Origin of the sequence: Streptococcus marmotae, assembly GCF_001623565.1 — a bacterium.
Taxonomy (GTDB): Bacteria; Bacillota; Bacilli; order Lactobacillales; family Streptococcaceae; genus Streptococcus; species Streptococcus marmotae.
On the sequence record NZ_CP015196.1, the window covers coordinates 26,062 to 41,374 of the forward strand.

General features: G+C 38.8%; 13 protein-coding genes. 3 read left to right on the forward strand and 10 right to left on the reverse strand.

Annotated elements, in window-relative coordinates:
- Positions 1-4: 4 nt before the first annotated feature.
- The 6 genes from A4H00_RS00105 to metG form a co-directional block, all read right to left on the reverse strand.
- A complete protein-coding gene (locus tag A4H00_RS00105) occupies positions 5-499 on the reverse strand; it encodes an LURP-one-related/scramblase family protein (protein WP_067085778.1) in 495 nt (164 codons plus the stop codon).
- Positions 500-693: 194 nt separating this feature from the next.
- Positions 694-1,686: a peptidylprolyl isomerase PrsA gene (gene prsA / locus A4H00_RS00110; RefSeq protein ID WP_067085781.1), complete on the reverse strand. Its 993-nt coding sequence runs from the start codon at positions 1,684-1,686 to the stop codon at positions 694-696.
- A gap of 61 nt (positions 1,687-1,747) precedes the next feature.
- Complete coding sequence (locus A4H00_RS00115; protein WP_067085784.1) at positions 1,748-2,467, reverse strand: O-methyltransferase; 720 nt, start codon at positions 2,465-2,467, stop codon at positions 1,748-1,750.
- A 364-nt stretch (positions 2,468-2,831) separates the two neighbouring features.
- The gene (gene pepF / locus A4H00_RS00120; RefSeq protein WP_067085786.1) at positions 2,832-4,634 is read right to left on the reverse strand and encodes an oligoendopeptidase F; all 1,803 of its coding nucleotides are present in this window, start codon (positions 4,632-4,634) and stop codon (positions 2,832-2,834) included.
- A 62-nt stretch (positions 4,635-4,696) separates the two neighbouring features.
- On the reverse strand, positions 4,697-5,659 hold the full coding sequence (locus A4H00_RS00125; RefSeq protein WP_067085789.1) for a competence protein CoiA: 963 nt from the start codon (positions 5,657-5,659) through the stop codon (positions 4,697-4,699).
- Between the two features lie 206 nt (positions 5,660-5,865).
- Positions 5,866-7,863 (reverse strand): methionine--tRNA ligase, encoded by a 1,998-nt coding sequence (gene metG / locus A4H00_RS00130; protein ID WP_067085792.1) that lies wholly within the window; start codon positions 7,861-7,863, stop codon positions 5,866-5,868.
- Between the two features lie 197 nt (positions 7,864-8,060).
- On the opposite strand from metG, the gene A4H00_RS00135 reads away from it, so the two are divergent.
- The 3 genes from A4H00_RS00135 (at position 8,061) to A4H00_RS00145 (ending at position 10,054) form a co-directional block, all read left to right on the forward strand.
- Positions 8,061-8,888, forward strand: a complete 828-nt coding sequence (locus A4H00_RS00135; protein WP_067085795.1) for an exodeoxyribonuclease III — start codon at positions 8,061-8,063, stop codon at positions 8,886-8,888.
- Between the two features lie 9 nt (positions 8,889-8,897).
- Complete coding sequence (locus A4H00_RS00140) at positions 8,898-9,278, forward strand: VOC family protein (protein ID WP_067085799.1); 381 nt, start codon at positions 8,898-8,900, stop codon at positions 9,276-9,278.
- A 188-nt stretch (positions 9,279-9,466) separates the two neighbouring features.
- Positions 9,467-10,054 (forward strand): helix-turn-helix transcriptional regulator, encoded by a 588-nt coding sequence (locus tag A4H00_RS00145; RefSeq protein ID WP_067085802.1) that lies wholly within the window; start codon positions 9,467-9,469, stop codon positions 10,052-10,054.
- A gap of 244 nt (positions 10,055-10,298) precedes the next feature.
- Here the strand turns inward: A4H00_RS00145 and A4H00_RS00150 are convergent, their stop codons facing one another.
- The 4 genes from A4H00_RS00150 to A4H00_RS00165 form a co-directional block, all read right to left on the reverse strand.
- Positions 10,299-11,732, reverse strand: coding sequence for a 6-phospho-beta-glucosidase (locus A4H00_RS00150; protein ID WP_067085805.1), 1,434 nt, complete (start codon positions 11,730-11,732; stop codon positions 10,299-10,301).
- A gap of 29 nt (positions 11,733-11,761) precedes the next feature.
- Positions 11,762-12,781, reverse strand: coding sequence for a glycoside hydrolase family 5 protein (locus A4H00_RS00155; RefSeq protein WP_067085808.1), 1,020 nt, complete (start codon positions 12,779-12,781; stop codon positions 11,762-11,764).
- 14 nt (positions 12,782-12,795) lie between these two features.
- Positions 12,796-14,148, reverse strand: coding sequence for a PTS transporter subunit EIIC (locus tag A4H00_RS00160; protein ID WP_067085812.1), 1,353 nt, complete (start codon positions 14,146-14,148; stop codon positions 12,796-12,798).
- Positions 14,149-14,282: 134 nt separating this feature from the next.
- Positions 14,283-15,032 carry a MurR/RpiR family transcriptional regulator gene (locus A4H00_RS00165; protein ID WP_067085814.1) on the reverse strand — a complete coding sequence of 250 codons (750 nt, stop codon included), beginning with the start codon at positions 15,030-15,032 and terminating at the stop codon, positions 14,283-14,285.
- Positions 15,033-15,313 lie beyond the last annotated feature (281 nt).

Here is a 15,313-nt window from a genome sequence, read left to right on the forward strand (position 1 = left end):
TCCTTTACGTTGCGGCAGCTGCTGAGGCACTCCGCATCTCCTTCACATAATCAATTGCAATCACAAGGGCAATTGTGACATCTGCATACGCATCTTCATAGACTGTAACTTGGTAGGTCGAAGTCATCCGAAACCATTCTTGGTCGATTTTCGCAACCACAGTACCATTATGGATTAAGTCAAACTTCATATCCCAGAAATCACCAATCACCTCGAGGCCTAAATTCTCAATCTCGTACCGAGGCTTGAACCAAGAGAATTTCTTCTGAATGGTGAATGGGGCTTGTCCTAAGACCTTAACCTCGAAGCGAGAGAAGAACCCGGAGAATTTCCTCTGAATAGTGCTAACAAGCTGTCCATTAGCACTGCGAATCTCAAAGTTTTTAAACCATTTGAGCAGACTGCCTTCGACTTGGTAACAGAGTTGACCACGGTCATCTTTGATATCAAATTTGCCACCCCAGGACCAAAAACGTTGCTTAATCTGAAATTGTTTCATCCTAGACCTCCAAAAGAAAAGACAAGAACACTAACGAAGGGCGAAAAACCGCGGTACCACCTTCATTCAATGAACTTGTCATTCTCATTTTTTATGCAATTGTCATGACTAAGTAGCAAGATAGTCTACCTTATATGGCTCGCACCGACCGCCAATTCTCTGAAATAAGGAGGATAGACTATCTATTCTTAATCTTATTTATCTTTTTCTGAACTTGATTCTTTTGTTTCAGAACTGCTTGAAGCTTCTGTGCTTGATGATTCTTTACTTGAACCATCTCCTGTAGTGATATATTGTGATAAGATGCCTTGGAAGGCTTGATCTTTCACCTTTACATTAGCTGTTTTAAAGGCATCTGCAATTACCTGCTTCACATAAGTGGCATCACTTTGCTTAGACTTAATAAACGCCTCTTTCAAAATATCTTTGTATTCTTTCCAATCCGCAGCTTTTTCTGACTTACTGTTTAATTTTACAACATAGTAGCTGGTTTTATAATTCGATAAATTGACACTTTTCACAACAGAAGCTCCAACTTGCCCATTGTTCAAGGCAAACACAGCCGTCTTCACTTCATTTGGTACCGTCGTAGACGTTGAGTCAAACTTAATGGTTCCTCCTTCACCTTTTGTTGCTGCATCTGTCGAATTATCTTTCGCAAGTTGGGCAAAATCAGCACCTTCTGCTTGTGCTTGACCTAACACTTCATTTGCTTTTGCTTCATTATCTAATTTGATAATTTGTGCCGTTACTTCTGGAGTATAGGATTCGTAAGCTTTTTGATACTCTTCATCTGTCAGTTCTTTTTCTGCCTTTTCTTTCACAGCAAATTCAACTAACTTATTGGCACGAATTTGTTTTTTATAAGTTTCTTGTGTCAATCCTGCTGAAGCTAAGGCTCCTGCAAATGATTCCCCGTAGCTCTTTGCCATTTTTTCGTAGGCCTCATCTACTTCTTTTGCAGAAACTTCTTTGCCGTACTGCTCTTCAAAGACATCGCCAATCACCATTGACAATAAGGTCTGCTGCGCTTGTTGATTTGTTTTCACACGTTCATAAAATTCTGAAACGCTGATTGTATTACCTTTCATGGTAACGATATCCTTGTCAGATGTATTCGAACAAGCTGCAAGGGTTACTGCTGCAAACAAGGTCACAGCTCCTGCGAGAATTTTTTTAGTCTTCATTCCGAATTGCTTCTCCTTTTTTATTAACTGTACCATTATACCACAAATGCTTAAAAAATACTTAATTTTCTTCTGTAGGAAGGACTACATCTTCTACGTTTTTCCTAAGCATAAGCAAACCGTCACTCATGGACACTAAACTTGCTGTCAAATCAGGGTTGTCTAAGGTGGCATCAAATAGTCGCTGCAAGCCTCGATAAATCGTCCGCTGACCACGCCGAACTTCCATAATATCGCGCGCTACGTCGCCACCTTGAAAAATATCGTCTAAAATAATCAAGCCTCCAACTTTCACTTTTTTCAAGACTTCTGGTAAAAAGACAATGTACTTCGACTTAGCAGAATCCATAAAGACAAAATCATAGCTATTATCTGCCAAGGTCGGCAACACATCCATCGCTTCACCTTCGACTAGTTGAATCTGATTTCGCTTGTCATATTTGGTAAAATTTTCCTTAGCAAAGCCAATCATCTCTTCATTGCGATCAATAGTCGTAATCTTGGAAGTTGGACTATTTTCTGCCATTAATAAAGCAGAATATCCAATCGCTGTTCCAATTTCTAAGATAGCAGCAGGCTGCAACAATTGCATGAGTAGGCGAAAATAAGCTGTTGTCTCGTGAGGAATAATCGGAATATTCTCCTTGCGTGCAAAGTCTTCCAGTTCTTTCAAAAATCCTGTATTTTGCGCCTGACGTGCCCGCATCATTTCCACAATTTCTTCCTTTACTACTGGACGGCGCATGTTGTGGTTTGCGTTTTTACTGTATGATTCTACCATTTTTTCAGTATAACATAAGGGATTTTTGCGGTCAACTGATAGTCTTTGGAAATCACGACAGACGCATGAAGAAAATCATTCGTTGAAAAAGTTGTGAAAACAGCAAAACGCCTACTTTGATAACCTTATTTCAAAAAAAATCGAATGATTTTCGAGAAATTCTCTAGTTTTCCATTCTTTAATACTACATGAAAGTTTCGCTTTCGGCAATTACGGGTCTTGGCTTTCAACATTTCAGAATAATAAATCATATTTTAGAAATAATTTGGAAAAATTTTCTTCATGCGTTTGGCATGTTTGGAAATCAAGTTCTATCGCTCACCGTAGAAAAAGGCTGAGAAAAACTTCTCAACCTCACTATTTTTTACAAATGAACACCTTTTTCAACTAGAGCTTCTAGCTCTGTCAAACGGGCTTCAAAGACCTTGAAGGCATCGTTCAGGTAGTCTTCTTTTGTCATGTCAACGCCTGCTTTTTTGATGACATTTAATGGATAATCTGAACTTCCTGCCTTGAGGTAAGCCAGATAATGTTCCTTGTCTTCTGGACTCCCATGTACAATCTTATGAGAAAGGGCAGAAGCTGCTGCAAAACCTGTCGCATATTGGTACACGTAGAAATTATAGTAAAAATGCGGAATGCGAGCCCATTCAAATTGAATTTGTGGGTTTTCCTCAGCAGATAAACCATAGTATTTCTCGTTGATTTCACTATATAAATTATTCAAAAATTCAGCTGTCAACACTTGACTTTCTTGATCAGCTTTGTAGATTGCCTGCTCAAACTCAGCAAATTGTGTCTGACGGAATACTGTACCACGGAAGCCATCCAAATAATGATTGAGAATAGCAAAGCGTGTCTTATCATCTTCAACTTCTGACAATAGTTTTTCTGTCAGAATATTTTCGTTGGTCGTAGAAGCAATTTCTGCCAAGAAAATAGAATAATGGCCATACACATACGGCTGATTCTTACGTGTAAACATGGAATGAAGTGAATGCCCTGTTTCATGGATGAGAGTATAGAGATTATCGAGCGTATCTTGCCAGTTCAAGAGCATGAAAGCATTGGTATCATAAGCTCCTCCAGAGTAAGCTCCTGAGCGTTTTCCTTCATTTTCATGGACATCAATCCAACGATTTTCAAAGGCTTCCTTAACTTGGGCACTGTATTCATCACCAAAAATTGTTAAGGTATCTGCAGCCTTAGCTAAAGCATCTTCATAGGTGAATTTGTAATCAACATCTGAAAGCGGTGTGTACATATCGTACATTTTCAAATCGTCAATTCCCAATAATTTCTTCCGCAAATTGATATAACGATGCAAGAGTGGCAGATGTTTATTGACCGCCTCTACCAAAGTATCGTAAACAGACTCTGGAATAAAGTTAGCAGACAAGGCTGCATGGCGAGCGCTGTCATACTTCCGCAAGCGAGCCTTTAAATTATTGACTTTAACATTGGCTTGCAAGGTCTTCGCATAGGTGTGTTGGAATTGCTCATACGTGCTATACAGACCTTCATAGGCTTCTTGACGAACGGCACGGTTGCTTGATTCCATAAACGAAATGTAACTACCATGCGAAAGCGGTACAAGTTCACCTTCTTCGTTGGTAACCTCTGGGAAACGAATGCTAGCATTATCAAGAACAGAAAAGGTTTCTGACGGTGCATCGAACACTTCACTTGTTGCAGCTAATACTTCTTCTACTTCTTGAGATAGGACGTGTTTCTTGCCTGCTAATAGTTTCTCAAATTGGTGGCTGTACTGTTGCAAAGCTGGTTCTTCTTCCATGAAAGCCGCCAGTTGCTCTTCTGTCGCTTCTAAGAATTCTGGTTCATAGAAGGCAAAAGCTTGTGAAAGGGCTGAATAGAGTCCTAAAGCCTTCGCTTGAAATTCTTGGTATTTTCCTTCACGTGTATCTTGGTCATTTTTCATTGAAGCATAGACATAAAGTGTTTCCATACGGCGCATGAGCTCTAATTGCGTCTCACTAATTTCTAGTAAACTCTTTGCTGAATCAAGCAAGTGGCCAGCAAATCCTGCTGTCTTTTCTACATCAGCTTGTAGGGCAGCCAGCTCGCCTTCCCATGCTTCATCCGTTGGAAAAATGGTGGTCAAGTCCCACTGGTATTTTTCTTCAATTTCACTACGTTGTTTTGTCATAATTGATTTACCTCCGTACAGACTATTTTACCATAACAAAAGGAGTTCTTCTAACGTTAGCTCTACTGTCCGAGTTTTTTCCTTGACTTTATCTGATAAAATGCTGGTGAGTAGAGATACTGCTCTGTCTTGCAGTCCAATTGCTGATAATATTCCCAAAAATGAGCATAATAAGCAGACAAATCTTGCTCAATCTGAGCAAATCCAATTGTCGATTCTGGCAAACGAATCTGAGGGTAAAAATCATCTAATGTTTGAGTAAGAAGATTGCCACCTTCCTGGTAGAGTTGGGCTTGAATGCCCATCCATTTTGGAGATTGGTGATACAACTGACGTGCTAAATATTCACGTATCTGCCTATCTAGCCTGCCTTTTAGTACGGCTACTTTTTTCCCTTGGTACGGAAAACGCAGTATCGTTAGCAGATTTCCAACCCCTAAGGGAAATTCCTGCGTCAAGCACTGCACTTGCCCGTGCAAATCCTCATGAATAAGGTAACGCAAACGTATTTTTTCACGCTCTCTATCCAATTCCCAAAGAAAAAATCCTAAGCGATGACTAAAATAAAGAAATTGCCTCTGCAGATTCGTCAACCGCTTTTTCAGCCATAAGTCCTTGCCCAATAGCCAAACAACGCGGTAACCTGCCTGCTGATAAGAATAGGTCCGCTCTTGTAACCGCCTTATCGGCAAACTCGAACATTGGATTTCAAGAACCAGCTTATCATTAATAAAAACATCTGCAATTTGCTCAATCTCTGGCAATCGTTTTTCGAGTTCTGCCTGACTATCTTGCAAAGCCCATTGATACAAACTTGTCTTCAACTGAAGATGTTGTTCCGATTCATTTTCTGAGAAATAATGGCAATTTTTCAGTGATATATGAGCAAAATGGGGGCGCATAACTTCCCCTTTGCGTAAGCGTACAGGTCCACCACATCCGGGACAGAAAAATGCTTGACCGTCTACCGCTTGCTGTTCAAGTAAGTGGACAGACCGTCCTTGTTCATTTTTTGCAACTAGCATAAGCCCTCCTGTCTATTCATTCGTAAAAAAAGTTGAACAATTTTCAGTTGTTCAACTTTTGATATTTTTCTTCACAAACAGTAGCCGTCCCTTGTTTTGATAGTTATTAAATTAACTTTGCTAACATGAACTGTTGATAGCTAAATCTAGAAGGTTGAAGCAAAAAAACAAAGTAAGTGGATTTGTTTGATTTCTTAGGAGAATGTTTATCCAATCACACTTCCATTTGGTACGCTAGCATCAACTGTCAAGAGGGTCAAGCTATCTCCATGTTCAGCAGATAGAATCATCCCCTGACTGATGTGTCCCATCATCTTACGCGGCTTGAGGTTGGCTACAATTTGAACTTTTTTGCCGACCAATTCTTGCTCATTTGGATAATATTTGGCGATACCTGAAAGAATTTGGCGGTCTTCCTTGTCACCAGCGTCCAAACGGAATTGAAGTAATTTATCACTACCTTCAACTTTTTTAACTTCTTTGACTTCCGCCACACGGATTTCGACCTTTTCAAAATCATCAAACTTGATTTCCTTGCGGTTGAGGGTCAATTCAACCTCTTCTGGTTTCCATTCTTTTTCCACAACTGGTTTACCAGCTGCCATTTGTTCCTTGATGTAGGCAATTTCCTCGTCCATTTCAAGACGTGGGAAAATTGGCTGACCTTTTGGAACCACTCGCAAGTCTTTTGGTAAATCTGCAAGTGCTAAATTCTCTAAGCTATTTGCCTTTTCCATTCCCAACTGCTCTAAGATTGCAGCACTTGTCGTCATCATGAATGGCTCAATCAAATGAGCCACCACACGAAGACTTGCTACTAAGTGGCTCATGACGGCAGCCAGTTCGCTTCGTTTGTCTTTCTCTTTTGCTAACAGCCATGGAGCCGTTTCATCGATATACTTGTTAGTACGGGCAATCAAGGTCCAGACTGATTCTAGGGCACGTGGATAATCCACCGCATCCATTTGCTTATGGTATTCTGCAATTGCTTCTGCTGCTACCTGTGCCAAATCCGCATCAAAGGCTGTCACATTTTCTGCATAGCTAGGCACTTGTCCGTCAAAGTATTTATTCACCATAGCCACTGTACGGTTGAGGAGGTTTCCAAGGTCATTGGCAAGCTCGTAGTTAATCCGCCCTACATAATCCTCTGGCGTAAAGGTCCCGTCTGAACCGACCGGCAAACTTCTCATAAGATAGTAACGCAAAGGATCGAGTCCATAGCGCTCCACCAACATATCCGGATAGACAACATTTCCTTTAGATTTAGACATTTTGCCGTCTTTCATGACAAACCAACCGTGAGCAATCAAGCGTTCTGGTAATGGTAAGTCAAGCATCATGAGGAGGATTGGCCAGTAAATCGAGTGGAAACGTAAGATGTCTTTCGCAACCATGTGGTAGACACTACCATTATTCCAGAATTTATCAAAATTCGCATGATTTTCTTGACCATAGCCAAGGGCTGTTGCATAGTTCAAGAGGGCATCAATCCAGACATAGACAACATGTTTTGGATTGGACGGTACTGGAACTCCCCAGGTAAAGGAAGTCCGGCTGACTGCCAAATCCTCAAGACCTGGTTCAATAAAGTTTTTCACGATTTCATTCATCCGCCCATCTGGTTGGATGAAATCAGGACGTTCTTTAAAGAAGGCTACCAAGCGATCCGCATACTTGCTCAAACGAAGGAAATAGGATTCTTCTGATACCCATTCCACCTCATGACCAGAAGGGGCAATTCCCCCAATCACCTTGCCTGCTTCATCTCGAAAAACTTCTTCTAACTGGCTTTCGGTGAAAAATTCCTCATCAGACACAGAATACCAGCCAGAATATTCCCCTAGATAAATATCGTCTTGTGCCAGTAAACGTTCAAAGACTTCTGCCACTACCGTTTCATGGTAGTCGTCTGTCGTACGAATAAAGCCGTCATAGGAAATATCTAGGAGTTTCCATAATTCTTTGACCCCCACAGCCATGCCGTCCACATATTCTTGCGGAGTAATACCAGCTTCAGCTGCCTTGTCTTGAATCTTTTGGCCATGCTCATCAAGACCTGTCAACGAGAAAACATCATAGCCCATAAGGCGTTTGTAACGTGCTAAAACATCGCAGGCAATCGTAGTTGTCGCATTTCCAATGTGGAGCTTCCCAGAAGGGTAGTAAATGGGGGTCGTAATGTAAAAATTCTTTTCTGTCATAACTTTTCCTTTCAGGGCAAATGAAACCCAGTTCTATTTCTTCATTATATCATAAAAAAGGAACTGATAACACACAAAATATCACGTACTCTACTTCCCTATGTGTAGAAATGACCACAGAAGATTGAGCACAAAAGAAGCCTACTTCTCTCACTTTTTGATATAATACAAGAAGAACAAAAAGAAAAGGATAGATTATGAAACTCATCTCATGGAATATTGATTCCCTCAATGCAGCCTTGACCAGTGATTCTGCCCGTGCACAATTGTCACAAGCCGTGCTGCAAACCCTCGTTACAGAAGACGCGGATATTATCGCCATCCAAGAAACGAAATTGTCAGCCAAAGGACCTACTAAAAAGCATTTGGAGATTTTAGAGCAACTCTTTCCTGATTATGAAAATACATGGCGTTCATCTGTCGAACCAGCTCGTAAGGGCTATGCAGGAACCATGTTTCTCTATAAAAAAGGCTTGACACCAACTATTACCTTCCCAGAAATTGGAGCACCAACGACCATGGACTTGGAAGGTCGAATCATCACTCTAGAATTCGAACATTTCTTTGTGACCCAAGTTTACACACCAAATGCGGGAGACGGGTTGAAACGCCTTGCTGACCGCCAAGTCTGGGATGAAAAGTATGCAGAATATTTAGCAAAACTTGATCAAGAAAAGCCTGTTCTGGCAACAGGTGACTATAATGTTGCCCACCACGAAATCGATCTTGCAAATCCTGCTAGCAACCGTCAATCACCTGGATTTACCGATGAAGAACGTGCAGGATTTACCAATCTACTTGCCAAGGGATTCACTGATACCTTCCGCCACTTGCATGGTGAGCTTCCCCATCAATACACTTGGTGGGCGCAACGCAGCAAGACCAGCAAAATCAACAACACCGGCTGGAGAATTGACTACTGGCTTACCAGCAATCGTGTAGCTGATAAGGTCACCAAGTCTGAGATGATTGACTCAGGTGCCCGCCAAGACCACACCCCAATCGTGATGGAAATTGATTTATAAGGAGAAACGATGATTACAGCATCAACCACCATGCTCTATGTAGAGGATACAACAGCCACTATGGAATTTTGGACCGAAAAAATGGGCTTTGTTCTCTTAGATACAGCTGACCACGGAGACGCTATTTCCTATGAAATTGCGCCGTCGCTTGCGGCTACGACCAAATTTGGCATTCATGATAAGGAGTGGGTTGCAAAAGCAAATCCTGGTATGACTCTCGGCTTTCCAAGTCTGTTGTTTGAAACAGAAGATTTAAAATCTGAGTACGAACGTTTGACACAAGCAGGCGTTTCCACCAATCCCATCATGGAATACCAAGGGATGGTTCATTTCACCTTTGCTGACAACGAAGGACATTACATCGCAGTACGAGAAAGCACCGCCAAATAATGCAAAAAGGCAGAAGAGTTCGCTCTTGCCTTTTTATTTATACCTTGTCAACTTCCTGTCAACTTATTTTTAGCCTTAGAACGTGTCTTAATTCCTTGACATTGCTCATTTTTCATCCCTTGTCAAAGGATTTTGCTAGCCAGAAATGCAACCATTTGGTATGCTAGGTGTAGAAGGAGGAAATCATTATGGAACTTGGAAAACAGATCAAACACTATCGCAAGGAATTTGGCTTGTCTCAAGATGATTTGGCAGAAGAGCTATTTGTCAGCCGGCAAACGGTTTCTAATTGGGAACGCGGAACCACCTATCCTGACATTCAAAATCTTCTGCTCCTTTGCCAGATTTTTGATACTGACCTGAACCAACTCGTGCAAGGGGATATTGTGACATTCAGCGAAATTCTCCACGGAGCAGACTATAACAGATACGAACGCCATTCACGCATCATGACTTGGGGAATGTTTCTTTGTGCCATCCTCTCATTTCCGCTCTTTTACTATCTAGGTTGGACAGGCATTATCATTTTCTTGATTCTCTGGGGAGTCTCTCTTTATTACGCTCATCAGGTCGATCGGTTCAAGAAGAAATATGATTTGAAAACTATCAAAGAATTGATTGCCTATAGCGAGGGAAAATCACTCAGCAAAATCGCAAAACGCGAGGAAAAAGCAAAGACACCTTATCAAAACATTCTTATTGTTGCGGGATTTACAGTCGTTAGTGCCTTGATTGCACTTCTTGTCGCAGGGATTTGCCTGTTCTTCTTTCCTTGAAGATCCTCCGTAAGATAAAATAACAAAACCACAGACATTGTTTCACCTAAAATAGGTAGTAAACAATATCTGTGGTTTTTCTTAGTACATTTTGTTTTCTTTTAAGTACGTAGGATACTTTAGACTACAGCAACATCCAAAATAGAGAATTTACTTCAAGTTTTTCTATATTATTAAAGGAAAAATTGATTAGATATCAGGTGGGAAAAGGAATTTCCCTAAAATAATAAGGCTGTCTATGCACTCAAATATTCTCTCCATTTGATGCTATCAGTTCTTTATACCAAAAGAAGGAATCTTTCTTATATCGTTCAAGGGTACCAGTACCGTCATTATTTCTATCTACATAAATAAATCCGTAACGTTTTTTCATTTCGCCAGTAGTAAACGATACACAATCAATACAGCCCCAAGGAGTATATCCCATTACTAATACTCCGTCTTCATTAATTGCTTTCTTGATTTCTTTAATATGATCTGATAAGTAAATTATCCTATAGACATCATTAACCCTACTATCTTCTGTAAGAATATCAAATGCTCCGAACCCATTTTCTACAATAAAGATTGGCTTCTCATATCTTTCATACATTGCATTTAGAACATACCTTAAACCTTCTGGATCTATTGACCAACCCCAGTCTGACTCTTTGATATGAGGATTTTTTACAGAATACTCACTCGAACCATCTAAACTAGTTGAAACATCCGTAAATGCGGTTGAATCGACAGTATTACTCATATAGTAAGAAATACCAATATAATCGACCGTACCCAATTGGAGATCTACTAAATCCTCTTCAGTAATATCAAGTTTGAATCCCTTTTTCTCAAACATCTTCAGAGCATAATGGGGATAGCGACCGCGTACTTGAACATCACAGAAAAACCATCTGTCATGCATCATTCTTTGGGCTAATATTTGATCTGATGGCCTACTCGAATATGGATAGATAGGAACCATCGCAATCATATTACCGATTTGAAAATCAGGATTAATTTCTTTACCTAACGCCACTGCTTTTGCAGAAGCAACCAGTTCATAATGACCACATTGATACATGGCCTCTTCAGGATTTTCGTAGTTATTAAAATGGGCTCCAGAATTTGTCCAACCAAAAATATCGTTTTTATAGTTCATTTGATTGTTAATTTCATTGAAGGTCATCCAATACTTGACTTTATTTCTATATCTCTTAAAACAAACTTCTGAGAATCTGAGGAAGAAATCAATTGTCTTACGATTCATGAAACCACCATAATTCTTTGCAAGTCCATAGGGCATTTCAAAATGGGATAACGTTATAACTGGTTCAATTCCATATTTTAGTAACTCATCAAAAACGTCATCATAAAACTGCAATCCTTCTTCATTTGGCTCTAACTCATCTCCATTGGGAAATATTCTTGACCAGGCAATGGACGTTCTAAAACATTTAAATCCCATCTCAGCAAATAATGCAATATCTTCCGTATAACGATGATAAAAATCAATTCCTATATGATTGGGATAATACTTACCTTCTATAACACCATCTGTTATTTCTCTTGGGACTCCATATGCTCCTGCAGTCATAACATCCGCAACACTAAACCCTTTACTTGTTTCTAAAACACCACCTTCAAACTGATGCGCCGCTAAAGCACCACCCCATAAGAAATTTTTTGGAAACGCCATATTTGCTCCTCTCAATTTCAATTAATTTTTCAAATTTTTGACACCTGTTTCTGAAAACTCCAAGTCTCTTTCAGAGAATCATCAACCTTATAACTCCAATAACAATTCCCTATCGCACTCTCCCATGCAGATAATTGTTCTTTTAGAAGACACTCAAGTATTTCTGGTTCACTACTCAAGTAATTGGATTGGCTCCACTCACCTACTAAAACATCATGTGATTGGCTTGCATCTTCAATCTTCTTCTTGAAATTATTCTGGATATAGTCAACATAGCTGGCAAGTGTCGCTTCCTGAATTTCAAATCTTGCAAAATTAATATACATGTGGGTATCAATTACAACATTTGGATAATCTTCCCTCACCATAAACTCAGACCATTCTTCAATTCTAAATCCATCATGAAAAACAATTTTTCTCTCATCTCCAATTATTGGATTTAATCTATTATACGTCTGTTTGTAAAAAGATTTAAGAAATTCAGTGGAAATCTCTGAAGATTTAGATAAGTTATCCTGGTACTTCTCAGGCAAACTATATTTTAACATATTAAATATTTTGTTATCAGCCGGCTCATTTAGAACCTCAATTCCCCAAAGTGCTGATGAATCCTTATATCGAACAGCCAAACGTTCTAATGTATTTAATAGCTGTACAACATTTTCTTGATGATGATGAAAAGTACATAGCCCAGTAAAGCCACTATTATCTAAGCCGTTCTGTCCACCTGGTGCTGTATGCATATCAATCAGGATTTTTAAGTCATATTTTTCAGCCCAGAGAAATGCTTTATCTAAATAGTCAATTGTCCCCTCAAAAATCGTATGTGAGATTGGTATACGAATAAGGCTAACTCCATTATCAGAAATAAACTTAAAATCATTCTCTGTGATCCAACTATCCCTGTGCTTTGAGAGGAATTCATTGATGTTAGAACCTAGTTCTAGTTTTAATTCAGATTCATCGTCTGATTTGGTACCATCAAAAACTGTAGGAGACATCCACTTTTCTAATACTAGCCAATTGCCTAAATTGACTCCTCTAACCATTACACACCTCTCAACTAAGCTTGTTCTTCCAAATAACTATCACCTAAGAGCCATGTTGCAATGAATGAAGTTATGATTGAAATAGCAAGTACAATGAACGCATAAACGATATTCAGTGGGTTTTCACCACCGATAAACATAGCAATCGAAGCCAATCCCGGACTGCCAAAAGCAAAAGCTTTAAGCGACAGCAATCCTGCTACTAAGGCTCCTATCCCTCCTCCAATCATGCTTCCATATAATGGTGTTTTGTAACGTACGGATACGCCAAATAGAGCTGGTTCTGTAATACCCATCAAGGCAGTTATACCTGATGAATAAGCCATACTTTTAGTTTTAATATTCTTAGAACGTACTGCTACTGCTAATGCCGCACCACATTGAGCCATATTGGCCGCTAGGACTGCAGGAAACATGAGTGGGTCAAATCCGAATTCAGTAAATACACCAATAGTAATAGGTGTAAAACTTTGGTGCATACCAGTCATTCCAATAAATGGGCCAAATACACCAATTAGAACAAGCCCAGGAATACGAGCAAACTGTACAAAATATGAAATTATCGTAGCAAAAATATTACCTACAAAAGCTCCTATAGGTCCTAATAGTGCTAATCCTACAAGACCGGTAATAATTAAAGTGAGTAATGGAGCAAGAAAAAATTTAACCGTTTCATGAATTTTATTATAGAAAAAGCGTTCAATATAAGATTCAAACCAGACAATTAAAATAATTGGAACAGCTGTCGAACTATAAGAAAATGAAGTAATTGGAATGCCAAAGAATGAAATTGGTTGTCCAGCTCCCATTAACTCAACCAAAGCTGGATAAAGCAATACACCAGCAAGAGTCAAAGAAATACTTGTATTTGTCTTAAAATATCTAGAAGATGTATAAGCGATTAACAATGGTAAGAAATAAAATACTGCATCTGAAATTGTATTTAAGATAATGTAATTTTGAGAATCCGAAGTTAACCATTTAAAAGCAATTGCCGCTGCTAATAATGCTTTAAGCATACCTGAACCTGTAATAGCAGGAAGTATCGGTGTAAAAATGCTAGTTAAAGCTGAAAGAATTCCTACTTTAGAAGTATTCGTCTGCCCCTCAACTTCAGCATTTAAATGATAAAGCTCGTCAATTGAATTATAGACATTTACAACGTCACTGCCAATAATGACTTGAAACTGCCCATTCTGTTTCATAATTCCTTTAACACCATCTATATCTGACAATATTTTTTCATTCGCTTTAGCCTCATCTTTCAGTTCAAATCTGAGACGAGTAGCACAATGTACAAGCGAAATAATATTTTCTTTTCCACCAACATTAGTAATAATTGATTTTGATAGTTTTTTATAATCCATAATGATTCAACTTTCCATTTTTATTTCTGAGCTCACTTGTATAATAGCAGATAATTAAAGGGCTTACAATATTTTTGGAAACGATTGTAACAGGTTTAGCATTTTATAATTTGTTACATAATAAAAACAGAGTGTTACTTTACACTCTGTTGTATCTCTAACACTTCCCTCCCAAGTCGTTCTATCCAAGCTACCGTTGCTATCTGGCTGGAAATATCTATATCTTTATCTCTAATATTTTTTAAATAAAATGGAATGCAATCATCAGTCAATTGCCCAATAGAGCTATTTTTACTTGATGTAATGGACACTGTCTTAGCCCCCAGAATGTGAAATTGTTCTTGGAGTTGAAGAATCTCCTTTGTTTCTCCAGAAATAGTTAAAAAAATTACTACAATTTTTTCGTTCTGATTCCTTTCTGAAATTGCTCGTATTGGAAAAAAAGGATCTGTTATCGCAAAACTCATTTTACCTATATTAGCAAAATATCTTGAACCGTACAATGCAATGCTTGAAGAATTTCCAACACCGATAAATATAATTTGATTTGCTAAATAAAGTTGTTCCGCAATTTTCTGAGCAATCTGATTGTATTCATCTGAATAAAAAGATTCAAAAAAATGCAACAACTCAAAACTATTCTTTTTCAACTGAAACGACCCACGTCTCGACTCTGCATACTGTTTCAACATAATCTTAAATTCAGAATAGCCTTCACAACCTGTTTTTTTACAAAATCGTAATATAGTAGCTGTCGAAACATGTGTTGCCTCTGCTAGCTCTCTAATTCTCATGAACGGAACGGCTTCTAAATTTTTGATTATATATTCATAAATTTCGTGTTCCAATTCATTAAATGATGTTAAAATTTCATAGTCAAACATACACTAAATACTAGACCTTTCTTGTACAAACATCTTTTTAAAATTAATTCATTGTCATTATACCACAAAGATCAGACAAAGATATGAAAACAGTAGCTCACTAGAACTCCTGTCTTCTTAACTTTTATTTCTTCTTTGATTAATACACCCATTTATTGTTGTCCACGATAAACGTTTTTACCAATCTTTTTCCAATATAGGCTACGTACGATAATTTTCGCCCCAAGCAGCTACTCCCTCATTCTCTGTCACCCTATAAAAGGTACGTAAGCCGTACTAGT